Origin of the sequence: Planctomonas sp. JC2975 (genome assembly GCF_012985205.1) — a bacterium.
Lineage (GTDB): Bacteria > Actinomycetota > Actinomycetes > Actinomycetales > Microbacteriaceae > Humibacter.
The window spans coordinates 54,014-72,109 of sequence record NZ_JABEKS010000004.1 but is presented as its reverse complement, the minus strand read 5'-3'; the positions used below and the strand labels follow the sequence as shown (position 1 = coordinate 72,109).

The 18,096-nt window shown below is 68.3% G+C and carries 18 protein-coding genes; 11 read left to right on the top strand and 7 right to left on the bottom strand.

From position 1 onward, the window contains the following. Positions 1 to 277: 277 nt before the first annotated feature. Entirely contained in the window at positions 278 to 1,714 is a 1,437-nt protein-coding gene (locus HII28_RS18415; protein ID WP_170027326.1) for a GH1 family beta-glucosidase, read from the top strand. Between the two features lie 120 nt (positions 1,715 to 1,834). On the opposite strand, the gene HII28_RS18410 is transcribed toward HII28_RS18415, so the two are convergent. Continuing rightward, positions 1,835 to 2,602: an alpha/beta hydrolase gene (locus tag HII28_RS18410; protein WP_170027325.1), complete on the bottom strand. Its 768-nt coding sequence runs from the start codon at positions 2,600 to 2,602 to the stop codon at positions 1,835 to 1,837. 136 nt (positions 2,603 to 2,738) lie between these two features. Between HII28_RS18410 and HII28_RS18405 the strand changes: the two genes are divergently transcribed. From HII28_RS18405 to HII28_RS18390, 4 genes are all read left to right on the top strand, one after another. Then, positions 2,739 to 3,947 carry an ROK family transcriptional regulator gene (locus tag HII28_RS18405; protein ID WP_346769408.1) on the top strand — a complete coding sequence of 403 codons (1,209 nt, stop codon included), beginning with the start codon at positions 2,739 to 2,741 and terminating at the stop codon, positions 3,945 to 3,947. Between the two features lie 291 nt (positions 3,948 to 4,238). After that, positions 4,239 to 5,138 (top strand): PfkB family carbohydrate kinase, encoded by a 900-nt coding sequence (locus HII28_RS18400; protein WP_170027324.1) that lies wholly within the window; start codon positions 4,239 to 4,241, stop codon positions 5,136 to 5,138. Between the two features lie 392 nt (positions 5,139 to 5,530). Further along, entirely contained in the window at positions 5,531 to 7,048 is a 1,518-nt protein-coding gene (locus HII28_RS18395) for a multidrug effflux MFS transporter (RefSeq protein WP_240978391.1), read from the top strand. 27 nt (positions 7,049 to 7,075) lie between these two features. Then, positions 7,076 to 7,678, top strand: a complete 603-nt coding sequence (locus tag HII28_RS18390) for a GNAT family N-acetyltransferase (RefSeq protein ID WP_170027323.1) — start codon at positions 7,076 to 7,078, stop codon at positions 7,676 to 7,678. Positions 7,679 to 7,756: 78 nt separating this feature from the next. Here the strand turns inward: HII28_RS18390 and HII28_RS18385 are convergent, their stop codons facing one another. Continuing rightward, on the bottom strand, positions 7,757 to 8,314 hold the full coding sequence (locus tag HII28_RS18385; RefSeq protein ID WP_170027322.1) for a hypothetical protein: 558 nt from the start codon (positions 8,312 to 8,314) through the stop codon (positions 7,757 to 7,759). A 344-nt stretch (positions 8,315 to 8,658) separates the two neighbouring features. Between HII28_RS18385 and HII28_RS18380 the strand changes: the two genes are divergently transcribed. The 3 genes from HII28_RS18380 (at position 8,659) to HII28_RS18370 (ending at position 9,874) form a co-directional block, all read left to right on the top strand. Beyond that, the gene (locus tag HII28_RS18380; RefSeq protein WP_170027321.1) at positions 8,659 to 8,829 is read left to right on the top strand and encodes a hypothetical protein; all 171 of its coding nucleotides are present in this window, start codon (positions 8,659 to 8,661) and stop codon (positions 8,827 to 8,829) included. 198 nt (positions 8,830 to 9,027) lie between these two features. Further along, on the top strand, positions 9,028 to 9,378 hold the full coding sequence (locus tag HII28_RS18375; protein ID WP_170027320.1) for a YciI family protein: 351 nt from the start codon (positions 9,028 to 9,030) through the stop codon (positions 9,376 to 9,378). An 85-nt stretch (positions 9,379 to 9,463) separates the two neighbouring features. Then, positions 9,464 to 9,874, top strand: coding sequence for a VOC family protein (locus HII28_RS18370; RefSeq protein WP_170027319.1), 411 nt, complete (start codon positions 9,464 to 9,466; stop codon positions 9,872 to 9,874). A gap of 96 nt (positions 9,875 to 9,970) precedes the next feature. Here HII28_RS18370 and HII28_RS18365 read toward each other — a convergent pair whose 3' ends face one another. Both HII28_RS18365 and HII28_RS18360 read right to left on the bottom strand, forming a co-directional pair. Next, positions 9,971 to 10,438, bottom strand: a complete 468-nt coding sequence (locus tag HII28_RS18365) for a nuclear transport factor 2 family protein (RefSeq protein WP_170027318.1) — start codon at positions 10,436 to 10,438, stop codon at positions 9,971 to 9,973. A gap of 103 nt (positions 10,439 to 10,541) precedes the next feature. Then, positions 10,542 to 11,756 carry an FAD-dependent oxidoreductase gene (locus HII28_RS18360; protein ID WP_170027317.1) on the bottom strand — a complete coding sequence of 405 codons (1,215 nt, stop codon included), beginning with the start codon at positions 11,754 to 11,756 and terminating at the stop codon, positions 10,542 to 10,544. 209 nt (positions 11,757 to 11,965) lie between these two features. Here HII28_RS18360 and sigJ point away from each other — a divergent pair, with 209 nt between their 5' ends. Beyond that, on the top strand, positions 11,966 to 12,943 hold the full coding sequence (sigJ, locus tag HII28_RS18355; RefSeq protein WP_170027316.1) for an RNA polymerase sigma factor SigJ: 978 nt from the start codon (positions 11,966 to 11,968) through the stop codon (positions 12,941 to 12,943). A gap of 29 nt (positions 12,944 to 12,972) precedes the next feature. Here sigJ and HII28_RS18350 read toward each other — a convergent pair whose 3' ends face one another. Continuing rightward, entirely contained in the window at positions 12,973 to 13,863 is an 891-nt protein-coding gene (locus tag HII28_RS18350) for an alpha/beta hydrolase (protein WP_170027315.1), read from the bottom strand. Positions 13,864 to 14,117: 254 nt separating this feature from the next. Here HII28_RS18350 and HII28_RS18345 point away from each other — a divergent pair, with 254 nt between their 5' ends. Together HII28_RS18345 and prpB are read left to right on the top strand one after the other, a co-directional pair. Further along, the gene (locus HII28_RS18345) at positions 14,118 to 15,194 is read left to right on the top strand and encodes an MBL fold metallo-hydrolase (protein ID WP_170027314.1); all 1,077 of its coding nucleotides are present in this window, start codon (positions 14,118 to 14,120) and stop codon (positions 15,192 to 15,194) included. Positions 15,195 to 15,431: 237 nt separating this feature from the next. Beyond that, complete coding sequence (gene prpB / locus HII28_RS18340) at positions 15,432 to 16,340, top strand: methylisocitrate lyase (protein WP_170027313.1); 909 nt, start codon at positions 15,432 to 15,434, stop codon at positions 16,338 to 16,340. Positions 16,341 to 16,366: 26 nt separating this feature from the next. On the opposite strand, the gene HII28_RS18335 is transcribed toward prpB, so the two are convergent. Together HII28_RS18335 and HII28_RS18330 are read right to left on the bottom strand one after the other, a co-directional pair. After that, positions 16,367 to 17,071 carry a GntR family transcriptional regulator gene (locus HII28_RS18335; RefSeq protein ID WP_170027312.1) on the bottom strand — a complete coding sequence of 235 codons (705 nt, stop codon included), beginning with the start codon at positions 17,069 to 17,071 and terminating at the stop codon, positions 16,367 to 16,369. 106 nt (positions 17,072 to 17,177) lie between these two features. After that, positions 17,178 to 17,975 (bottom strand): enoyl-CoA hydratase-related protein, encoded by a 798-nt coding sequence (locus tag HII28_RS18330; RefSeq protein WP_170027311.1) that lies wholly within the window; start codon positions 17,973 to 17,975, stop codon positions 17,178 to 17,180. Between the last annotated feature and the right edge of the window lie 121 nt (positions 17,976 to 18,096).

Below are 18,096 nucleotides of genomic sequence, written 5' to 3'. Positions count from 1 at the left end.
ACGGGGTGGAGCTCTGGGTCGGCGCAGGGCGTTTCGCAGCCGCACCCGAATCGTTTCGACCTCTCTTCTTAAGAGGCGTCGTTCCCGCGCTATCGCGGCTTCGCCGCTCACCGGCTCGATCGGGTCGGTCATGCGAACCGGTTCGCATGACGCTCCCCTCAATCGCCTATATGGTGGCCGGGGAGAAAGAGCGCTCTCTGCGCGCCCTACCTCTACTCCGACACCAACCAAGACGCCGCGTCCGTGCCGCGCTCGCGCGTCGTTCAGGCAGGAAAACATGACACAAGGCAGCGACGACTACCGCGACAGCGGTCTGCAGTTCCCCGATTCGTTCGTGTTCGGTTCGGCGACCGCGTCGTACCAGGTAGAGGGCGCCGTCAAGGAAGACGGCCGCATGCCGTCCATCTGGGACACCTTCAGCCACACTCCCGGCAAGGTGTGGAACGGCGACACCGGAGACGTGGCCGACGACCACTACCATCGGCTCGACTCCGACCTCGACATCATGAAGCAGCTGGGTCTGCACGCGTACCGCTTCTCGATCGCGTGGCCGCGTGTCATCCCGAACGGTCGCGGCGCGGTCAACAAGCCGGGTGCAGACTTCTACTCCCGCCTCGTCGACGGCCTGCTCGAACGCGACATCACGCCCGTCGCCACCCTGTACCACTGGGATCTTCCGCAGACGCTCGAAGACGAGGGCGGCTGGCCGAACCGCGACACCGCTTACGCGTTCGCCGACTACGCGGCGGCCATCGGTGAGCGGATCGGCGACCGCGTCGCCGTCTGGACCACGCTGAACGAGCCATGGTGCTCCGCGTACCTCGGGTACGCGTCGGGCGCGCATGCTCCTGGCCGCACCGATGGTGCGGACGCGCTGCGAGCTGTGCACCACCTCAACCTGGGTCACGGGCTCGCGCTGCAGGCGCTGCGTGCATCCGTCTCCAACGATGACGCCCAGTACTCGGTGACGCTCAACCTGCACGTCATCCGTCCGGAGGGCGACACGGGTATCGAGGCTGCGCGGCAGATCGATGCTCTCGGCAACCGGGCCTTCACGTATCCGATGCTGAAGGGCGAGTATCCGGCGGACCTGCTCGAGGACACCAAGGACATCACGGACTGGTCGTTCGTGCAGCCGGGCGACCTGGAGACGATCAACCAGCCGATCGACATCCTGGGCGTCAATTACTACTCGACGAACCGGGTGCGTCTCTGGGACGGCCGCGGAGAGCGTCAGCACGCCGATGGCCACAAGGACGTCGGTGCTTCGCCGTGGCCGGGCGCGGATCGCGTCGAGTTCCTCGAGCAGCCCGGCCCTTACACCGAGATGGGTTGGAACATCGAGCCGTCCGGCCTCTACGACCTGCTCACCTCGCTGCGCGACGAGTTCCCCGAGCAGGCGCTCATGGTCACGGAGAACGGCGCTGCCTTCGCGGATGTCGTGGCCCACGACGAGAGCGGCCTCGCCGTGCACGACACGGAGCGCATCGACTACCTGCGTCGTCACATCACCGCCGTGCACCGGGCGCTGCAGGACGGCGTCGACCTTCGCGGCTACTTCGTGTGGTCGCTGATGGACAACTTCGAGTGGGGATTCGGCTTCTCCAAGCGGTTCGGCATCGTGCGGGTCGACTACGACACGCTCGAGCGCCTGCCGAAGGACAGCGCGGCCTGGTACGCCCAGCTCGCGGAGAGCGGCCGCATCCCGGAGTGACGCGTCGCTGGCAGAGTGCTGAGGACGGTGGGTGGACGTGGGTCTACCCACCGTCCTCAGCGTTGTTGCGGAGCGCAGTCACGCGGCTGTCACCAGGCGGTTGTGCACGTCAGGTCGGTCTCAGCGCAAGCGAGGACAGGGGTCAGTCCGAGCGCACGACCTCGCAGCCGGCGATGAGGGTGGCGACGGCGGAGGTCCATTCCGCATCAGGTGATGGCCGCTCTCCGAAACGATGAACGGTGCCGGATCGTGCGGGCGGTTGCGCACGAACACGTCTCGGGCGAGACCCACGTCGATGGTCGGATCGTCGGCGCCGACGGCGAGGACCACAGGGACCGGGACGGAGCGCAGGAGCGGGATGACGTCGCAGTCGCCGTAGTCGGCGAGGGACATGATCGCCCACGCCAGGCCGTATCGGATCCGACGCATCGTTCGCGACGAACCCGGATCCGCGTTCGCCTGGTGGTAGGCGGTCTGCGCGCGCGGCGTCGTCAACGGAGATGAGCACAGGACGAGGAGATCGATCAGCTCCGGGGCGAGAGCAGCGGCCTTGGTGGAGACCCAGCCGCCCTCACTGAACCCCAAGAGCGCCACGGGTCTGCGCTCGAGATCGGGCCGCGAGTGCGCCCAGACCAATGCGTCGCGCGCGTCGCAGGCGAGCGTGTCGTAGTCGCGACGGAGCTTCGTGTAGCCGTCCATGACCTTCTCGACGATCAGGCACGCTATTCCGAGCGACGCGAATCTCGCGCCCAACGACGGGAAACCGCCTGCGGTTCCCGGTCCGCTTCCCTGGACGAAGACGATCGTTCCTGCGACATCGCCGTCCGGCAGGTAGAGCGAAGCGGGACGGGGCTCGCCGCGCACCGGGACGGCAACCTCGAGTACCACGGCGAGACGCTACCACGGGCGTGGGAACCTGCACCTTGATCGCCGGCCCGATGGCCTCACCGATGGGATTGAGGGCCTTGCTGGCATGCCGGCAATAAGTTCGGCCTCCGAACGTGAATACCGTTAGGCTGCCGGGGTGACCGAAGCACTACCGGCGGCGCTGCCCGAAACCGTGCCTGTACGCCCTCCCCTCGGGAGCAATCTCGACGGGGTGCGTCAGCACAATCTCGGCACGGTGCTGCGGCTGGTGCACGGCATTCCCGGACGGTCCCGATCCGAACTGACCAGGGCGACGGGCCTCAGCAGGTCCACGATCGGTGCGCTCGTCGCAGAGCTGGCAGCGATGGGCCTGGTCTCGGAGACGGAGCCGCGGGAGTCGACGGGCGTCGGCCGTCCCAGCCCGGTCGTTCGCGCGAATCCGGACGTCGTCGTCATCACCGTGAATCCCGAGGTGGACGGCGTGACGGTGGGGGTCGTCGGCCTGGACGGCACCGTGCATCGGCAGGTGCGGCATGCGACCGCCACGCCGCCGACCGCTCAAGAGGCGGCGCGCATCGTCGCCGCGCTCCTCGACGGGCTCAAGGCACTCATCGATACCGGACTCCGTGTCACGGGGATCGGGGCGGCCGTCCCCGGAAGTGTGCGCGAGGCGGATGGCGTCGTGCGGCTGGCACCGCACCTTGAGTGGGTCGACGAACCGTTCGCGGCACTGCTCGAGGAGTCCACGGGCCTTCCGGCCGTGGTCGCCAACGACGCGAGCCTCGGCGCGGGTGCCGAGCATCTCTTCGGGGCGGGACGCGGCATCGACGATCTCATCTACCTCAACGGCGGAGCGGGCGGCATCGGCGGCGGGGTGATCACCCACGCGCTGCCCCTCACTGGCAGCTTCGGCTACGCGGGCGAGCTGGGCCACACGCTCGTCAACTCCGCGGGCGGCCGATGCCACTGCGGCGCGATCGGATGCCTCGAGACAGAGGTCTCGCAGGCCAGGCTCCTCGAGGCGCTCGGTGTCGCCGATCCAGAGCACCTGGACGACGCGATGAAGCAGCTCGACGAAGCAGGACGCGCCGAGGTCGAGCGGCAGGTACGGTATCTGGCGATAGCGATCCGGAACGCGGTGAACATCCTCAACCCGCGACTGGTGGTGCTCGGCGGATTCCTGGGCGCGCTGCACGACGCCGCACCGGGAATGCTCGAGAGCGAGGTGCGCGCGCAGTCGCTGGCGACATCCGCCGAACAGGTGGACATCGTGCGCTCCGAGCTCGGTGCAGACGTGCTCACGGTGGGTGCCGGCGAACTGGCGTTCACGCGGCTCATCGCCGACCCGACGGCCCTTCAGCGCTGACCCCGGCGCGGGCTGCGCTCCCGCACCCGCGAGAGTGCGCGTACCTCCGCGCGAGAGTGCCCCTTTCTCTCCGCGAGAGTGCCCCTTCCTTCACTCGAATGTGCCCCTTCCTCCACGCGAGAGTGCCCCCTTCTCTCCGCGAGAGTGCGCGTTTCTCCGGGCGAGAGTGCGCAACCGGTCATCGATGGTCAACGGCAATCCCGTCGGACATGCGCCAGCGGTACGCGCAGATCATTGCTCGAACGAACTCGCGGAGGGCGCCAGAAGACGACGAAATCTAGGCTTGGAATCATGATCATCGCGCTCGCGCTCTCCGCAAGCCTCGACGTCACGTACGAGGTCGACGAGCTCAAGGTCGGCGACATCACACGACCGTTCGCGGTCACCAGGGTGGCGGGCGGCAAGTCGCTCAACGTGGCGCGCTCCGCCTCGGCGCTCGGCGCCGACGTGCGAGCCGTCGCCGCGCTGGGCGGGGCGACCGGGGAGTGGCTGGCGTCGATGCTCGCGGCGGACGGCGTGCAGACGGTCGTCGTTCCGCTCTCTCGTGTGACGCGGACCTGCATCGCCGTCGTTGAGAGTGCCGAATCCGCGACCAGCACCGACCTGTACGAGCCGGCGACCGAGTTCGACGCAGGCGAGTGGGATGCCTTCGCCGCCGCAGCGCGCATCGCCGTCGCCGAGGCGGTCGCCCGGCGTCCGATTCCGTGGGTCGCGTTGTCCGGATCCGTTCCGTCCGGCGTTCCGCTCGCCGGGCTCGGCGAGCTGCTGGGCGACCTGCGGACGGCGGGTGCCCGCGTCGCTGTCGACGGATCCGGCGCAGGGCTGCTGGCGACCGCGCAGCACGCCGACCTGATCAAGGTGAACCGGCGCGAGGCATCCGAGCTGCTGGGTGTCGAACTCGCGAGCGCGAACGACGCGTGTCATGCGGTGCGAGAGCGCTACGGAGCGGATGTCGTGATCACCGACGGCGTCGCCGGCTCGGCAGCATTGATCGGCACGGTCGCGAGCGCTGTGGCCCCTGCGACCCGCCTCGGACGTTTCCCGGCCGGAAGCGGGGACTCGTTCCTCGGCGGTCTGCTCGCCGCATTCGAGCGCGGCGCGGATGCGGCCGACGCGCTCGCCGCGGCGGCGGACGCGGGGGAGCGCAACGCGCTCGTACCGGGACAGGGCATCCTCGCCGACCCCGAGTGAGGTTCCCAGCGGTGGTGCCGCTTCGCTGCGCGCCGTCTGGCTGGGCACGGCTTCATCGCGTTGCCCGAGGTCGACCATTGGGTTCTCGAATATGTGCCAGGCCTGGCATTTCCTCAGCCCGCATCCGATAGACTTTTTTCGAATCGATTCGAGTTCGTAGCGACCTCGTTCCCGGAATCGGAATCGGTTCGCCTCTCGACCCGAACAACTCGCAACTCGCACCGCACATCTCGCACGTCGTCGGCCGCCTCGAGCGGGCCATGTACCCGTCAACCTTCGAGCGCCGAGCGGATGCCGCACCTCGCGCCCGTGCACCCCGGCGCGGCTGCACTCCGCCGCACGCACCACGTCTCGCACACCACGCCTCGCACGAAATCGACCGCAGAACACCCATGTCTACAGCCACTCAGCCCATCCCGGTGACCGAAGTCAGTCCCGCGCCCGACCTCCGCCAGCCAGACGCACGCCGCACCGACGTGCGTGCATCCGACCTCCACGAGCCCGCGCAGCGCGCCGCCCGTCGCGGTTCCGCCGCGCCGCGTCCCGTGGACGACGATCTCGATGTCGCTCGCACCGCAGGCATCCCGGTCATCGGCGTGACAGCGGGGATGCCCACCGGCGGCATCCCGACCATCGAGCGTCCGGCCCGGCGCAACGGGCGCTCGCCGGTGACGCTGCCGTCGTCCGTCGTGCACCCCGGAGATGCACTGCCGACGCGCAAGCGCGTCTCGTACATCCTGATCCTCGGCGCGCTCACCGCGCTCGGACCGTTCACGATGGACACCTACCTGCCGTCGATGCCGAGGCTCGAGACGGACTTCAACGTCTCGACCGCGATCATCCAACTCACGCTCACGGCGACGACGGTGGGATTCGGTCTCGGCCAGCTGATCGTCGGGCCGTGGAGCGACAAGGTGGGCAGGCGCACGCCGCTGATCCTCGCCACGGCCGTGCACATCCTGGCGTCCCTCGGTGTCGCGATGGCTCCGAACGTGGAGCTGCTCAGCCTGTTCCGCCTGCTGCAGGGGCTCGGCGCCGCAGCATCCGGTGTCGTCGCCATGGCCATGGTGCGCGACCTGTTCAGCGGACACCGCCTGGTGACCATGCTCTCCCGCCTCGCGCTGGTGAACGGGCTCGCCCCGGTCATCGCGCCGGTGCTCGGGTCGCAACTGCTGCTGATCATGCCGTGGCGGGGGATCTTCTGGGTGATCGCCGCCTACAGCGCCGTGATGCTCGTCTGCCTGACCCTCTGGATCGTGGAGACGCGCCCCAAGGAGGCGCGCCTCGCCTCTGGACACTCCAGCGTGGGCCAACGGTTCAAGTCGGTGCTCAGCGACCGCGTGTTCGTCGGAATCGTGATCGTCAGCGCGATGAACTTCTCCGGACTGTTCTCGTACCTGTCGTCGAGCTCGTTCGTGTTCCAGAAGGTGTACCACTTCGACGCCCAGCAGTACGGCGCGCTGTTCGCCGTCAACTCCGTCGGAATCATCATCGGCGTGCAGAGTGCCGCCCGCCTTGCCAAACGCGTCGGCCCGCAGTGGGTGCTCGCTGTCTCGACCGCGACGATGACGATCGCTGCAGCGCTCATCGTGATCCTCGGCAGTACCGGCACGTTCGGCATCTGGGGCGTCATCGTTCCGCTCTGGTTCTTCATCGCCTCGTGCGGCTTCGGATTCCCCTGCGTGCAGGTGCTCGCACTGAACGGGCACGGTGCCGAGGCCGGAACGGCGGCATCGCTCCAGGGCGCATCCAACTTCGCGATCGCCGGACTCATCTCGCCGCTCGTCGGTCTGCTCGGCGTCGCCAGCGCCGCGCCGATGGGTATCGTGATGCTCGGCTGCTCGAACGTGTCCGTGTGCGCGCTCTGGTTCGTGGTGCGTCCCCGTACGGTGCCTGCGCTCGCGCGGTGACGTAGCGCCGACGCAGAGAGGAAAGCCATGGCAGAGATCCGCCCGTACCGTGCCAGCGACAGAGACGACGTCTACGAGATTTGCGTGAAGACCGGTAAGTCGGGACAGGATGCCACAGGCTGGCTCGACACGGACGACCTGCTTCCCGACATCTACGCTCTGCCCTACGTCGACCTGGCGCCGGACACCGCGTTCGTGGTCGACGTGAACGGGCGCGCTCGCGGCTACATCCTCGGTGTTCCCGACACCCGGGCGTTCGTGGAGCGGCTGCGCACCGAATGGCTGCCCGGGTTCGAGGCGAAGTATCCGCTCACCGACGACGAGTCGGCCACGCAGAACTTCATCCGCGACGGACGGAACCCCGAGCGGATGCTTATCCCCGAGCTCGACGACTACCCGGCGCACCTGCACATCGACCTGCTGCCTGAGCTGCAGGGCCAGGGACAGGGAAGAATGCTCGTGCGCACCCTCCTGCAGGCCCTCGCGTCCCGCGGCGCCCCTGCTGTGTACCTCGAGTACGCGCCCGACAACGTGAATGCCGGCGCGTTCTACGAGCGCCTCGGATTCCGTGCGCTCCCGTCGAGCACGACGGGAACACGCGTCGGTCTGCGCACCGACGCAGCCGTGTAGCCGGGCACGTCACGTCCGCCCCGAACTCTCACCCAGGAGAGTTCCGTGCGGGTACCGACGAGGTGCGGACGTGCGACGTCAGAGCCAGGAGAGCAGCGGCACCCGCTCGAACCAATAGAGCCAGTCGGGACGCGACGAACGCAGCTCGGAGAGCGTGACGGAGTCAGGCGGGTTCACGATAGGTCGATCCAGCACATCGGAGACGTGGTCCATGTCGGCCCGCGACCAGTACTGGCCCCGCATGCGGATGCGCGCGGATCCCGACGTGTCGAGGATGAAGAGGTTCGGCTGGGTGTCGAACATGCTGTCCCGGTAGATCTCGACGAGGCAGAGCGAGCCGATCTCGTCGTTCCTGATCTCCGATGCTCCGCCCAGGAACCCGCGCTCGCGAATGCCCTCCGGCGACACGGTGACCGTCGTGCGCTGGTAGCGCAGCACGACGAACGCACTGATCAGCACGGCCACGAGATGGACGACGATGACGATCGGCCAGGTCCCGGCGGAGATGGTGAGCCAGTACGCGACGGCGAAGACCGGGGTGGTGAGGGCCAGTGCGGCGATGACGCCGCTGATGAGCAGGTGTCGGTGCGGATGCAAGACGTGTGTCTCCGTCGTGACCACCTGCTCGTCTAGCACTGACGCTCCTCCCCCCACTGAGGACTTGCATTGGACTTGCACTCACGAAAACGACGGTCGCGGTCAGCGACCGAAGTGCGGTGTTCACCGCTGGCGATTCGGGTGAGGTCCCATCCACCGACCTCGTGCCCCCGTGTGGGCCAGAATAGCGAGGATCGCGCTCGGATAGAACCCCCTTTCCGCCCCATTCCGCGTATTTGCTCGCAAGCGCGACATATCGCTGGAAAGCGCTACCAGAACGACAGGATCCGTCTCGCCGCACCCTCCGCGTGTGGCCGCGAATGCCGTATTTTGGATCGAGGGAGGCATCCGAGTCACGATGCCCTGAGACAGGAGTGATCCGAATGAATGTCGTGGCACTGATCGTGTCGTTCGTGCTTTTCCTGGGTGGACTGGCGCTTTTCGGATTCGCTGACCAGGTGACCGGCTGGGAGGGCGTCACGTTCTTCGCCGGCATCATTGCGATCGCACTGGCATTCGCCATCCCGGTGCACGTGATCTCGAAGCTCGATTAGGTCCGATCCTCGGGGTCGCTGCAGGACGAGACCTCGAGGTGCATCTCCCGGTCCGTCTGCCACCTCGGGATTCGTCGGAAGACCGTTTGTCGGATTCCCCTCCGAGCCGTTCGACGTCAGGGTGTGCCGGCCCACACATGATCGGGACCGGCAGCCGAAGCGCGGACGATCGATCCGCGCCCGAGATGGGAGAACGACATGGCCGAGTTTCTGCTGGTGATGGTGGGCGTCGAGGAGCGGTGGGCGACCCTGACGGAGCCGCAGCGCCAGGAAATCGACGACGCTCACCGGGCATTCTGGGCGAAGGCGGGCGACGCCATCCGCTCCTCCGGCGAGTTGGAGGGAACGGCCGCACGGACGACCGTTCGTACGATCGGCGGCCGCAAGAAGGTGGTGGACGGACCCTTCGCCGAGACCAAGGAGATGATCGGCGGCTTCTACCTGATCGACGTGCCTGAGAAGGCGGACGCCGTCGAACTCGCGTCGTTGCTGGCCGAGACGCGCGCCGATCACAGCGGCGTCGAGGTCATTCCGCTCGTGAAGCACTGAGCTCCGTCGCTGGCACGCTGACGGCCCGGAACTCCGGTCCGCGGCGCAGAATGGATCCGTCCTGACGTGACGGGGGTGACGGGACATGCCTTCTGTGAGCGTGCGATACATCGTGGACGACGTGGACGCTGCGATCGGCTTCTACGTCGATCGGCTGGGGTTCGAGGTCGTGATGCATCCCGCGCCGGCCTTCGCGATGCTGGCCAAGGGAGACCTTCGGTTGGTGCTGTCCGCTCCGAACGCTCAGGGCGGCGGCGGTCAGGCGATGCCGGACGGCACCGTTCCGGCGCCGGGCGGATGGAACCGGTTCGCTCTCGAGGTGTCGGACCTCGGCGCGCTCGTCGCCCGATTGCGCGCGGACGGCGTGCGCACCCGGAACGAGATCGTCGAAGGCATCGGCGGACGGCAGATTTTGATCGAGGATCCCTCGGGCAACCCGGTGGAGCTGTTCGAGCCGACCATCGCGGAGGCTCGTCTGTCGCAGCACGACGGCTGACGGTGCCGGTGGCCGTGCGCGAGCACGGCCACCGGAGTGTGACGGAGAGCCAGCACGCGTCGCCGACGGGGGTCGGAGACGCGCCCGAGGGGGAAGTCAGGGCTGGAGATCCGTCACGCCGCGTCCGCTCGCAGGGTCGAGCGGAACGGATGCCTGGTCGTGCACGATGAGCCAGGATCCGTCGATCTTGCGCAGGCAGAACGTGGCGCGCACCCACATGCCGTCCGTTGCGGCGCCGTTGTTCAGCGTGCCGCTGATGCGTCCGAAGCCGTGGCAGAAGGCCACGTCGTCACCGACGGTGACATCCAGGTCGCGCAGCTCGTAGTTGAGCTCGTCGAAGACGCCGAACGCCCGCTCCCAGTTCTTCAGCTTCGCCTCAAGTCCGACGTGCTGGAGGGGCGGCTCGACGTCGAACGAGACGACGTCGGGGGAGTAGACGGACCTCAGGAAGTCGAGGTCCTTGGACGCGAGTCCGTCGACGATCTTGCCGATGTGCCGGCGGATGTCGGCCTCGTCCTCCTGGCGTGCGGTGGTCGTGCTCTGCGTTGTGCTCTCTGCGGTCATGGTGGAATGCCCTTCTCTCGTATGGGATCCGGTCTGCAACCGGGCGTCGGTTCGTCAGCCGCGCGGTGCCGTCACTGTGATGACACCGCAGGCGCATGAAACGTCACACGCTGTGCGCAGTCGGCTCGGGGATGCGCGTGGCGGTCGGCCACGTCGACCGGGGTCCGCCCTTCGGCCAGAAGAGCGATCCCGGCTTGTGGGCCTCCCGCCGGATCTTCCACACTCCGAGCCTGCTCGTCAGCTCCTTGTAGCGGCCGCTGATCCAGCCGCCGATGTAGAGGTTCATCGACGTGTCGTCCTTGCGCGCCACCTGCCGCATCGCGACCCGGCGGCCCAGGCTGATGCACGATCCGGTGAAGGCGAAGTCGATCGGTGCGGGATCCGCGCCGGCGATGCGGCTCAGCACGGTGTCCGCCGCCAGCGCGCCGAGCGGGGACGCCGCCTGACAGCTCATCCGCAGGGCACGCCCGGACGGTGCCGCCGCATCGCCTGCCGCAACGATCCGGTCGTCGTCGACGCTCGTGAGCGTCTCATCCGTGAGCAGCCGTCCCAGGTCGTCTGTGCTCAGACCGCTCGCGGATGCCAGCTGCGGCACGCCGAACCCTGCTGCCCAGACGGTGAGCGCACTCGCGCGAGTGGTGCCGTCGGCGAGCGTCACGGAATCCCGCTCCACTGCGCTCACCCTGGCATGCTCGATCACGGTCACCCCGTGCCGCTCCAGCCAGCGGACGATGTATCGGCGACCAGCCGCGCTCGCCGCTCCGGCCAGAGAGCCGTCGGACACGATGGTCACTCGACGACCCTGCTCGGCCAGCTCGGCGGCCGTCTCGATGCCCGTCAGGCCACCGCCGACGACGGTGATCGGAGCGTGGACGGGGAGCCCGTCGAGCGTGGAACGCAGGCGCCGCGCCGAGTCGAGGTCGGCGACGGCGGCCGCGTGGTCGACGGCGCCGGGCACCGATGACGGCACGACGCCTGTGCTGCCGACGGCATAGACGACGTAGTCGTAGTGGAGGCTGCCGCCTGAGGCCAGCTCGACGCGGCGCGCGCCGGTGTCGATGCGCGTCGCACGATCGACGACCAGTCGTACCTCGTCTCCGAGCAGGGTCGCGTAGTCCACCGTCGCCGTGCCGGTGCCTGCGACGAATTGGTGAAGCCTGATGCGGTCCACGAACTCGGCCCTGGCGTTGACGAGCGTGATGTCGATGTCGTCTCGCTTGCGCAGGCGGTTCGCGGCGACGGCTCCTGAGTAGCCGCCTCCGATCACGACGACTGCTGGGCGTTCGGGGGCTGGGCTGTGCAGCCCGGGTGCGGACATGATGTTCCCTTTCGTTCTTCGGCCTCGCGGCCGGTGGTGTGCGGTCCGCAGGGTCTGCGGTGCGCGTTCACCTACTCGACCGAGGGCGGCATCCGAATGTCAGGCGGCTCCCCACCTGACGAAACGCCCCGCCGACTTGTCGGTGGGGAAGGGGCAGAATGCCGGAGGGCAGGCGTCCTGGAGAGCGATGCTGGAGGGCGAACGGGACGATGAGCACTGATTCTGACGGCACTGATTCTGGCGGCACCGACTCCGGGGGCACGGCTTCGAGCGGTACTGCTCACGCGAACGTCGACGCGGTCTGGGGCGAGCGGCGGCAGCTGATCAACCTCGCCTATCGGCTGCTCGGCTCACTGGCCGACGCGGAGGACGTGGTCCAGGAGGCCTACGCGCGCTGGTTCTCCCGCAGCGCCGAGGAGCAGGATGTCATCGCCTCCCCTGGCGCGTGGCTCACCACGGTCACCAGCCGGCTCTGCCTCAACCTGCTGACGTCGGCACGGGTCCGGCGCGAGACGTACGTGGGTGAGTGGATCCCCGAACCGGTGCCCGACTCCACACAGTGGATGACGGGACGGCCGGACGACGTCGCGGCGGATCCCGCGGATCGCGTGAGCCTCGACGAGTCGCTGAACATGGCGTTCCTCGTCGTGCTCGAGGCAATGACTCCCGCCGAACGCGTGGCGTTCATCCTGCACGACGTGTTCCGATACTCGTTCGCCGAGGTGGGGGAGATCGTCGGTCGTTCGCCCGGCGCGTGTCGGCAGTTGGCATCCTCCGCCCGCCACCGGCTGAGCGAGGCGCACACGACGACGACGCCGACCCGAACCCAGGCCGCCGTGGTGCGCAGGTTCAAGACCGCGTGGGATGCCGGCGACATCGACGCGCTCATCGATGTGCTGGCGCCCGACGTGACGGTCGTCAGCGACGGGGGCGGACGGGTGAGCACGATCATCCATCCGATCAGCGGCGCCGAGCGGATCGGCCAGGCGTTCCTCGGCCTGCAGGACAAGATCAGCGATCTCACCGTGCTGGAGCGCACGGTGAACGGGCAGCCCGGCCTCATCGCCCGGCGGGACGGCGTGACAGTGTCGGTCTACGCCTTCGAGGTCGCCGGCGACCGGATCAGCCGCATCTGGGCCATTCGGAACCCCGACAAGCTCGTTCCGTGGATGGAGACAGAGGACTGAGGTCGCCGACGGGCTGACCTCCAGAAGCGTCAGTCGTGCAGCGCCGACCGCACGATCGCCGCGAGCGCTTCTGGCGCATCGCTCTGCACGGCATGCCCCGCGCCGGGCACGACGTGCACCGGAACGTCCGCGCGTTCGGCGTGCAGCCGCGCGATGGCGTCGTCGCCGACGAACGGGCTCCGACCGCCGCGCACGACCGTGAGCCGCGGCACCGCGCGCACGACCGGCCACAGCGTTTCGGAGCTCGGGCCGCCCCTGCGATGCTCGCGGTCGTACCGCCAGCGCCACACGCCGTCGTCGCCCTGCGCGGCGTTGTGCCACACACCCCGCCGTAGCGACTCGGCCGAACGTGTGCCGCCCGCCGCGGCGATGGTGGTCTCCTCCATCGCCTCGAGCGAGTCGAACTCGCCTGCACCCCCGAGCAGGGCCACCTGACCGAGATCCACACCGGTCATGCGCGCCATGGCCTCCTCGACGCCGGGCAGGATGTCCACCAGCACGAGGTCGGGCACGAGTTCGGGGCGGCGCTCCGCAAGGGCCAGCGCGGTGAGCCCACCGAGCGACATGCCGACGACGAGGCGCGGACGCAGGCCGATGGCGTCCGACAGCTCGGCCACCGCAGCGGCGTTCGTCTCCGCGCGATAGTCGTGCTCCGGATGCCACGCCGAGTGTCCGTGCCCCGGCAGGTCCACGGCAATCGCGGATCGTCCGACGAGTGCCGCGGCGAGATCCCAGGTGTGCGCGTTCTGCCCCGCACCATGGAGATACAGCACCTGGAACGGAACCTCGCCCCACGCGATCGCGCTGAGCCCGCCAGCCGAGAGCGGAAGGCGCCGCGGATTCAGACCCTCCGCGTCGACAGCGACTGCGTCGAGCCACCCGAAGTCGTCGACCGGCCGTTCCGCGGGGGATGGGTCCATGGATGCTGTCCCTTCAGCGTGCATACAACTTGGGTACGTGAACGTCGGCAATGCTGCGCTCAGGTGCGCGGGCGATGCGACAGCCCTGTCGCCGTCGTCCGCGTCGCACGCGTCCAACCGTTTGATGTATACATAGGATGCCAGACGGTCACCACTCCCGCGACGCGCAGCATCCGCAGAAGACGCCTTCCAGCCGCGATTCCGGCCACCGGCTGGGGTGTGGCCACCCAGCCGCCGGACGTCCGAGGAGGGACATGACCGAGCACGCACCGACCCTGCCGATCCAGAAGCACGAGGTGACGTCGGACGCGTTGCACGAGGCCTGGTACCGACGCACGTTCCCGCCTGTGGAACGGGTGCGCGACGGAATCTGGTCCATCCCGATCCCGTTCCAGAACAACCCGATGCGGTACACGCTCTGCTACCTGCTGATCGGCGACGGCGAGACGGTTGTCGTCGACCCGGGGTGGGACTCGTCTGAGGGATTCGACGCCTTCCTGGCGGGACTGGACGAAGCCGGCGTTGTGCCGTCCGAGGTGACGGGTGTGCTCATCACCCACGTGCACCCCGATCACCACGGCCTCACCCACTTCGTCGCCCGCCTCGCGCCGAACGCCTGGATCGGCATGAGTGCCGACGAGGCGGCGTCTCTCGAGAGACACCGTGGCGGGGTCGGCCAGGGCGCCATGGAGACCTTCCGCACGCAGCTGGCGGCGGCGGGCGTGCCGACAACCGGCGCTCTGGAGCGGATCGGCTCCGACAACGGGCTCTTCGAGCGGATGCCGCTCGCCACCCTCCTGTTCGGCGACGGCGACCTCATCCCCCTTCGCGGACGCACCGTGCGTGCCGTGCTCACGCCTGGCCACACCCCTGGACACCTGTGCTTCGTCGACGAGGAGGACGACGTCATCCTCACTGGCGACCACGTGCTGCCCCGCATCAGCCCGAACGTCGGCCTGCACGCTCACTCCACGGTCTCGCCCGTGCGCGCCTACCTCGGTTCGCTCGCCAGGCTCGAGCACGTCGATCTCGAGGTGCTACCCGCACACCAGTGGCGGTTCCGCGGGCTGCCGGACAGAGTGGCCGAGCTGCAGGAACACCACCGCGAGCGCCTCGACGAAGTGCTCGGACACCTCGGGAACGGGCCGCTCACGGCATGGGAGCTCGCGCACGGGCTCACCTGGGCGCACGGCTGGGACACGCTCGGACCGATCCAGCAGTGGTCGGCGGTCGCCGAGACGATCGCCCACGTCCGTTACCTCGTCGAGGACGGCGTCGTCGTGACGACGGGCGACTCGCCGGTCAGGTACGAGGTTCGACCGTCCACCTGACGCACTCCATCTGACGCACGGCGCCGATCGCCTGATCCTGTGCCGATCCGCTCATCGATGCGGTGCGCCGGCCGGGGCACCGCATCGATCGCCTCAGCTGCTCAATGTATACAATGATGACGGCGTCGTTCCGGCGCGCCATGGCATCCCGCCGTGGTCGTCGAGAGAGCGGACGCCCATCGTCACCACTCGTCGAGGGCGCTCGAGAACGCCCCACAGCGATAGGGGTTGTTCCGAATGCTGCACTCCACCGTCACCCCGGCCGACAAGCGCCGCCGGTTCCGTGAGGCACTGACCGGCGGAAGCCTGGTGCGGATGCCCGGCGCCTTCACCCCGCTCAGCGCTCGTCTGATTGAGGAGAAGGGCTTCGAAGGCGTCTACATCTCAGGGGCCGTGCTCTCGGCCGAACTGGGACTGCCCGACATCGGGCTCACGACGCTGACCGAGGTGGCGACTCGTGCCGCTCAGATCGGTCGCATGACGGATCTGCCGACGCTCGTTGACGCCGACACCGGATTCGGCGAGCCGATGAACGTGGCGCGCACGGTTCAGCTGCTCGAGGACGCCGGCGTCTCCGGACTGCACATCGAGGACCAGGTGAACCCGAAGCGTTGCGGCCACCTGGACGGCAAGCAGGTCGTGGACGACGACACTGCGCTCAAGCGGATCCGCGCAGCGGTCGACGCACGTCGCGACCCGAACCTCGTGATCATGGCGCGCACGGACATCCGTGCGATCGAGGGTCTGGATGCCGCCGTTCGCCGGGCGAAGCAGCTGGTCGACGCCGGAGCGGACGCGATTTTCCCGGAGGCCATGGCCAGCCTCGACGAGTTCGCCGCCATCCGCGCCGCTGTGGAGGTGCCCGTCCTGGCCAATATGACCGAGTTCGGCAAGAGCGAGCTCTTCACCACGCGCCAGCTCGCGGACGTCGGCATCAACCTGGTCATCTATCCGGTCTCCCTGCTGCGCATTGCGATGGGTGCCATCGAGCGGGGCCTCGACTCCCTGGTCGCCGACGGAACGCTCGCGGGCGAGGTTCCCCAGATGCAGACGCGTGCGCGGCTTTACGAACTGCTCGACTACGAGGGTTACAACGCGTTCGATTCCTCGGTGTTCGACTTCACCGTTCCCGGCGCGGCACGCTGAGCGACGAGCATTCCCCTTCGGTCGCCCTAGTCGGCAGCCGAGACCAACTGCTTCTCCGTCTCGGCTTGTTGTCGCCGCAGCGCGGGCACCGTCGCGAGGATGTTCTCCAGGCTCCTGTGCAGATGGACGGCCGTGGCCTGAGAGGCCAGCGTGCCGTCACCGCTCAGGATGGCCTCGACGATGATCAGGTGCTCCTTCGTGGCGTCGTCCAGCCGGGCAGGATTCGTCCTGGCATGCCGACGGTAGCGAGCCAGATGACCGCGCAGATCTCTTAGCGCGCGAACGAGGTAGGGGTTGTCCGTCGCCGCGTCGATCGCGTCGTCGAGCTCGTCAGCGAGGGAGTACGGGCGTTCGGTGCTCGGCCTGCGACTCCGCACCGATCCGGGCGACGTCGTCCTGGGTGCCTCGAGGAACCGCTCCCGCAGTCGCTCGAAGACCGCGGGGTCCCGCCGCGACGCGGCGAGTCGTGCCGCCTGGGTCTCCAGCGCGACGCGGTATTCGAAGAGCCGCTTCACGTCGGAGAGCGAGACGAGCGAGACCATCGCCGTTCGGCCGGTGCCCGAGGAGACGAGTCCCTCTGCCATCAGTCGGGACAGGGCTTCGCGAACCGGAGTGCGGGAGACGCCGAGCCGCTGGGCGGTCTCGATCTCGCCGAGGAGGCTGCCCGGTTCGAGGTTCCACTCGATGATGTCGTCCCGCAGCCGCTGATAGGCGACATCACTTGCGCGCATGGCGTCATCCTAGCGACGGCGGTTTCGGGTGTGTATACATTGCGCGTCGTCGGGTGGGCTCTTGCACCCTGCCGCGCAGGCGGTGCGACCGGCGCCCCGAGCGTGGTCAGCGACGGAATTCGGGATCGCGCTTCTGCAGGAAGGCGTCGATCGCCTCGGCGTTCTCGCCCATCAGACGGGTGACCGAGATGCCCTCCGCCTCGCGACGGAGCGACTGCTCGAAGTCCGCTGTCTCGGCGTACTCGAGGTTGCGCTTCATGATCGCGAACGCTTCGACCGGTCCGGCGGCGAGGCGGTCGGCGAACTCGATCCCCGTCTCGTAGAGATCGTCGTCGGGCACGACCTGGCGGACCAGGCCGAGTCCGAGTGCCTCGGGTGCGGTGATGCGCGGATTGAGCATGAGGATCTCGAGCGCCTTCGCACGCCCGACAGTGCGCGTCAGTCCCCACGTGATGCCGTTGTCGCCCGTGAGGCCGATCCGGGCGAAAGCGGAGACGAAGATCGCCGATTCGGCGGCGATACGGAAGTCGCACGCCAGGGCCAGTCCGAATCCCGCCCCGGCGGCGGCGCCATTGACCAGCGCGATGGTCGGCTTCGGAACACGGAACGCGGCTCCCGACCAGTGGTCGTGAAGGTCGTTGATCGCCTCGGTCCCGCCGAGGTTGCTCGGCTCACGCCGCTCGGCTGCGGCGGCCGACCTCTGCACGAGATCCGCACCGGAGCAGAAGGCGCGACCGGCCCCGGTGATCACCACGGCGCGCACGTCGACGTCCGTGCGTGCCAGTTGCATGGCATCCGCGAACTCCTGCGCCATGGATCCGCCGATGGCATTCAGCCGTTCCGGCCGGTTCAAGCGCACGAGCAGCACACCGCCGGGGAGCCGCTCGAGAACTACGTCGCTCATGATCCCCGATCCTGGACCCACGTCGTCGTCGACCCGGGGCCGATGCTATCCAAGGCATCCCGAATTGTATACAGTGCAGAAGGACTCGCGGCCCGCTGCACACACGCGTCGGCGGGCCGTC

Coding starts and splice junctions, on each gene's coding strand:
- HII28_RS18415 (WP_170027326.1), top strand. CDS start 278: ATGACACAAGGCAGCGACGACTACCGCGACAGCGGTCTGCAGTTCCCC.
- HII28_RS18400 (WP_170027324.1), top strand. CDS start 4,239: ATGATCATCGCGCTCGCGCTCTCCGCAAGCCTCGACGTCACGTACGAG.
- HII28_RS18395 (WP_240978391.1), top strand. CDS start 5,531: ATGTCTACAGCCACTCAGCCCATCCCGGTGACCGAAGTCAGTCCCGCG.
- HII28_RS18390 (WP_170027323.1), top strand. CDS start 7,076: ATGGCAGAGATCCGCCCGTACCGTGCCAGCGACAGAGACGACGTCTAC.
- HII28_RS18380 (WP_170027321.1), top strand. CDS start 8,659: ATGAATGTCGTGGCACTGATCGTGTCGTTCGTGCTTTTCCTGGGTGGA.
- HII28_RS18375 (WP_170027320.1), top strand. CDS start 9,028: ATGGCCGAGTTTCTGCTGGTGATGGTGGGCGTCGAGGAGCGGTGGGCG.
- HII28_RS18370 (WP_170027319.1), top strand. CDS start 9,464: ATGCCTTCTGTGAGCGTGCGATACATCGTGGACGACGTGGACGCTGCG.
- HII28_RS18365 (WP_170027318.1), bottom strand. CDS start 10,438: ATGACCGCAGAGAGCACAACGCAGAGCACGACCACCGCACGCCAGGAG.
- HII28_RS18360 (WP_170027317.1), bottom strand. CDS start 11,756: ATGTCCGCACCCGGGCTGCACAGCCCAGCCCCCGAACGCCCAGCAGTC.
- sigJ (WP_170027316.1), top strand. CDS start 11,966: ATGAGCACTGATTCTGACGGCACTGATTCTGGCGGCACCGACTCCGGG.
- HII28_RS18350 (WP_170027315.1), bottom strand. CDS start 13,863: ATGGACCCATCCCCCGCGGAACGGCCGGTCGACGACTTCGGGTGGCTC.
- HII28_RS18345 (WP_170027314.1), top strand. CDS start 14,118: ATGACCGAGCACGCACCGACCCTGCCGATCCAGAAGCACGAGGTGACG.
- prpB (WP_170027313.1), top strand. CDS start 15,432: ATGCTGCACTCCACCGTCACCCCGGCCGACAAGCGCCGCCGGTTCCGT.
- HII28_RS18335 (WP_170027312.1), bottom strand. CDS start 17,071: ATGCGCGCAAGTGATGTCGCCTATCAGCGGCTGCGGGACGACATCATC.
- HII28_RS18330 (WP_170027311.1), bottom strand. CDS start 17,975: ATGAGCGACGTAGTTCTCGAGCGGCTCCCCGGCGGTGTGCTGCTCGTG.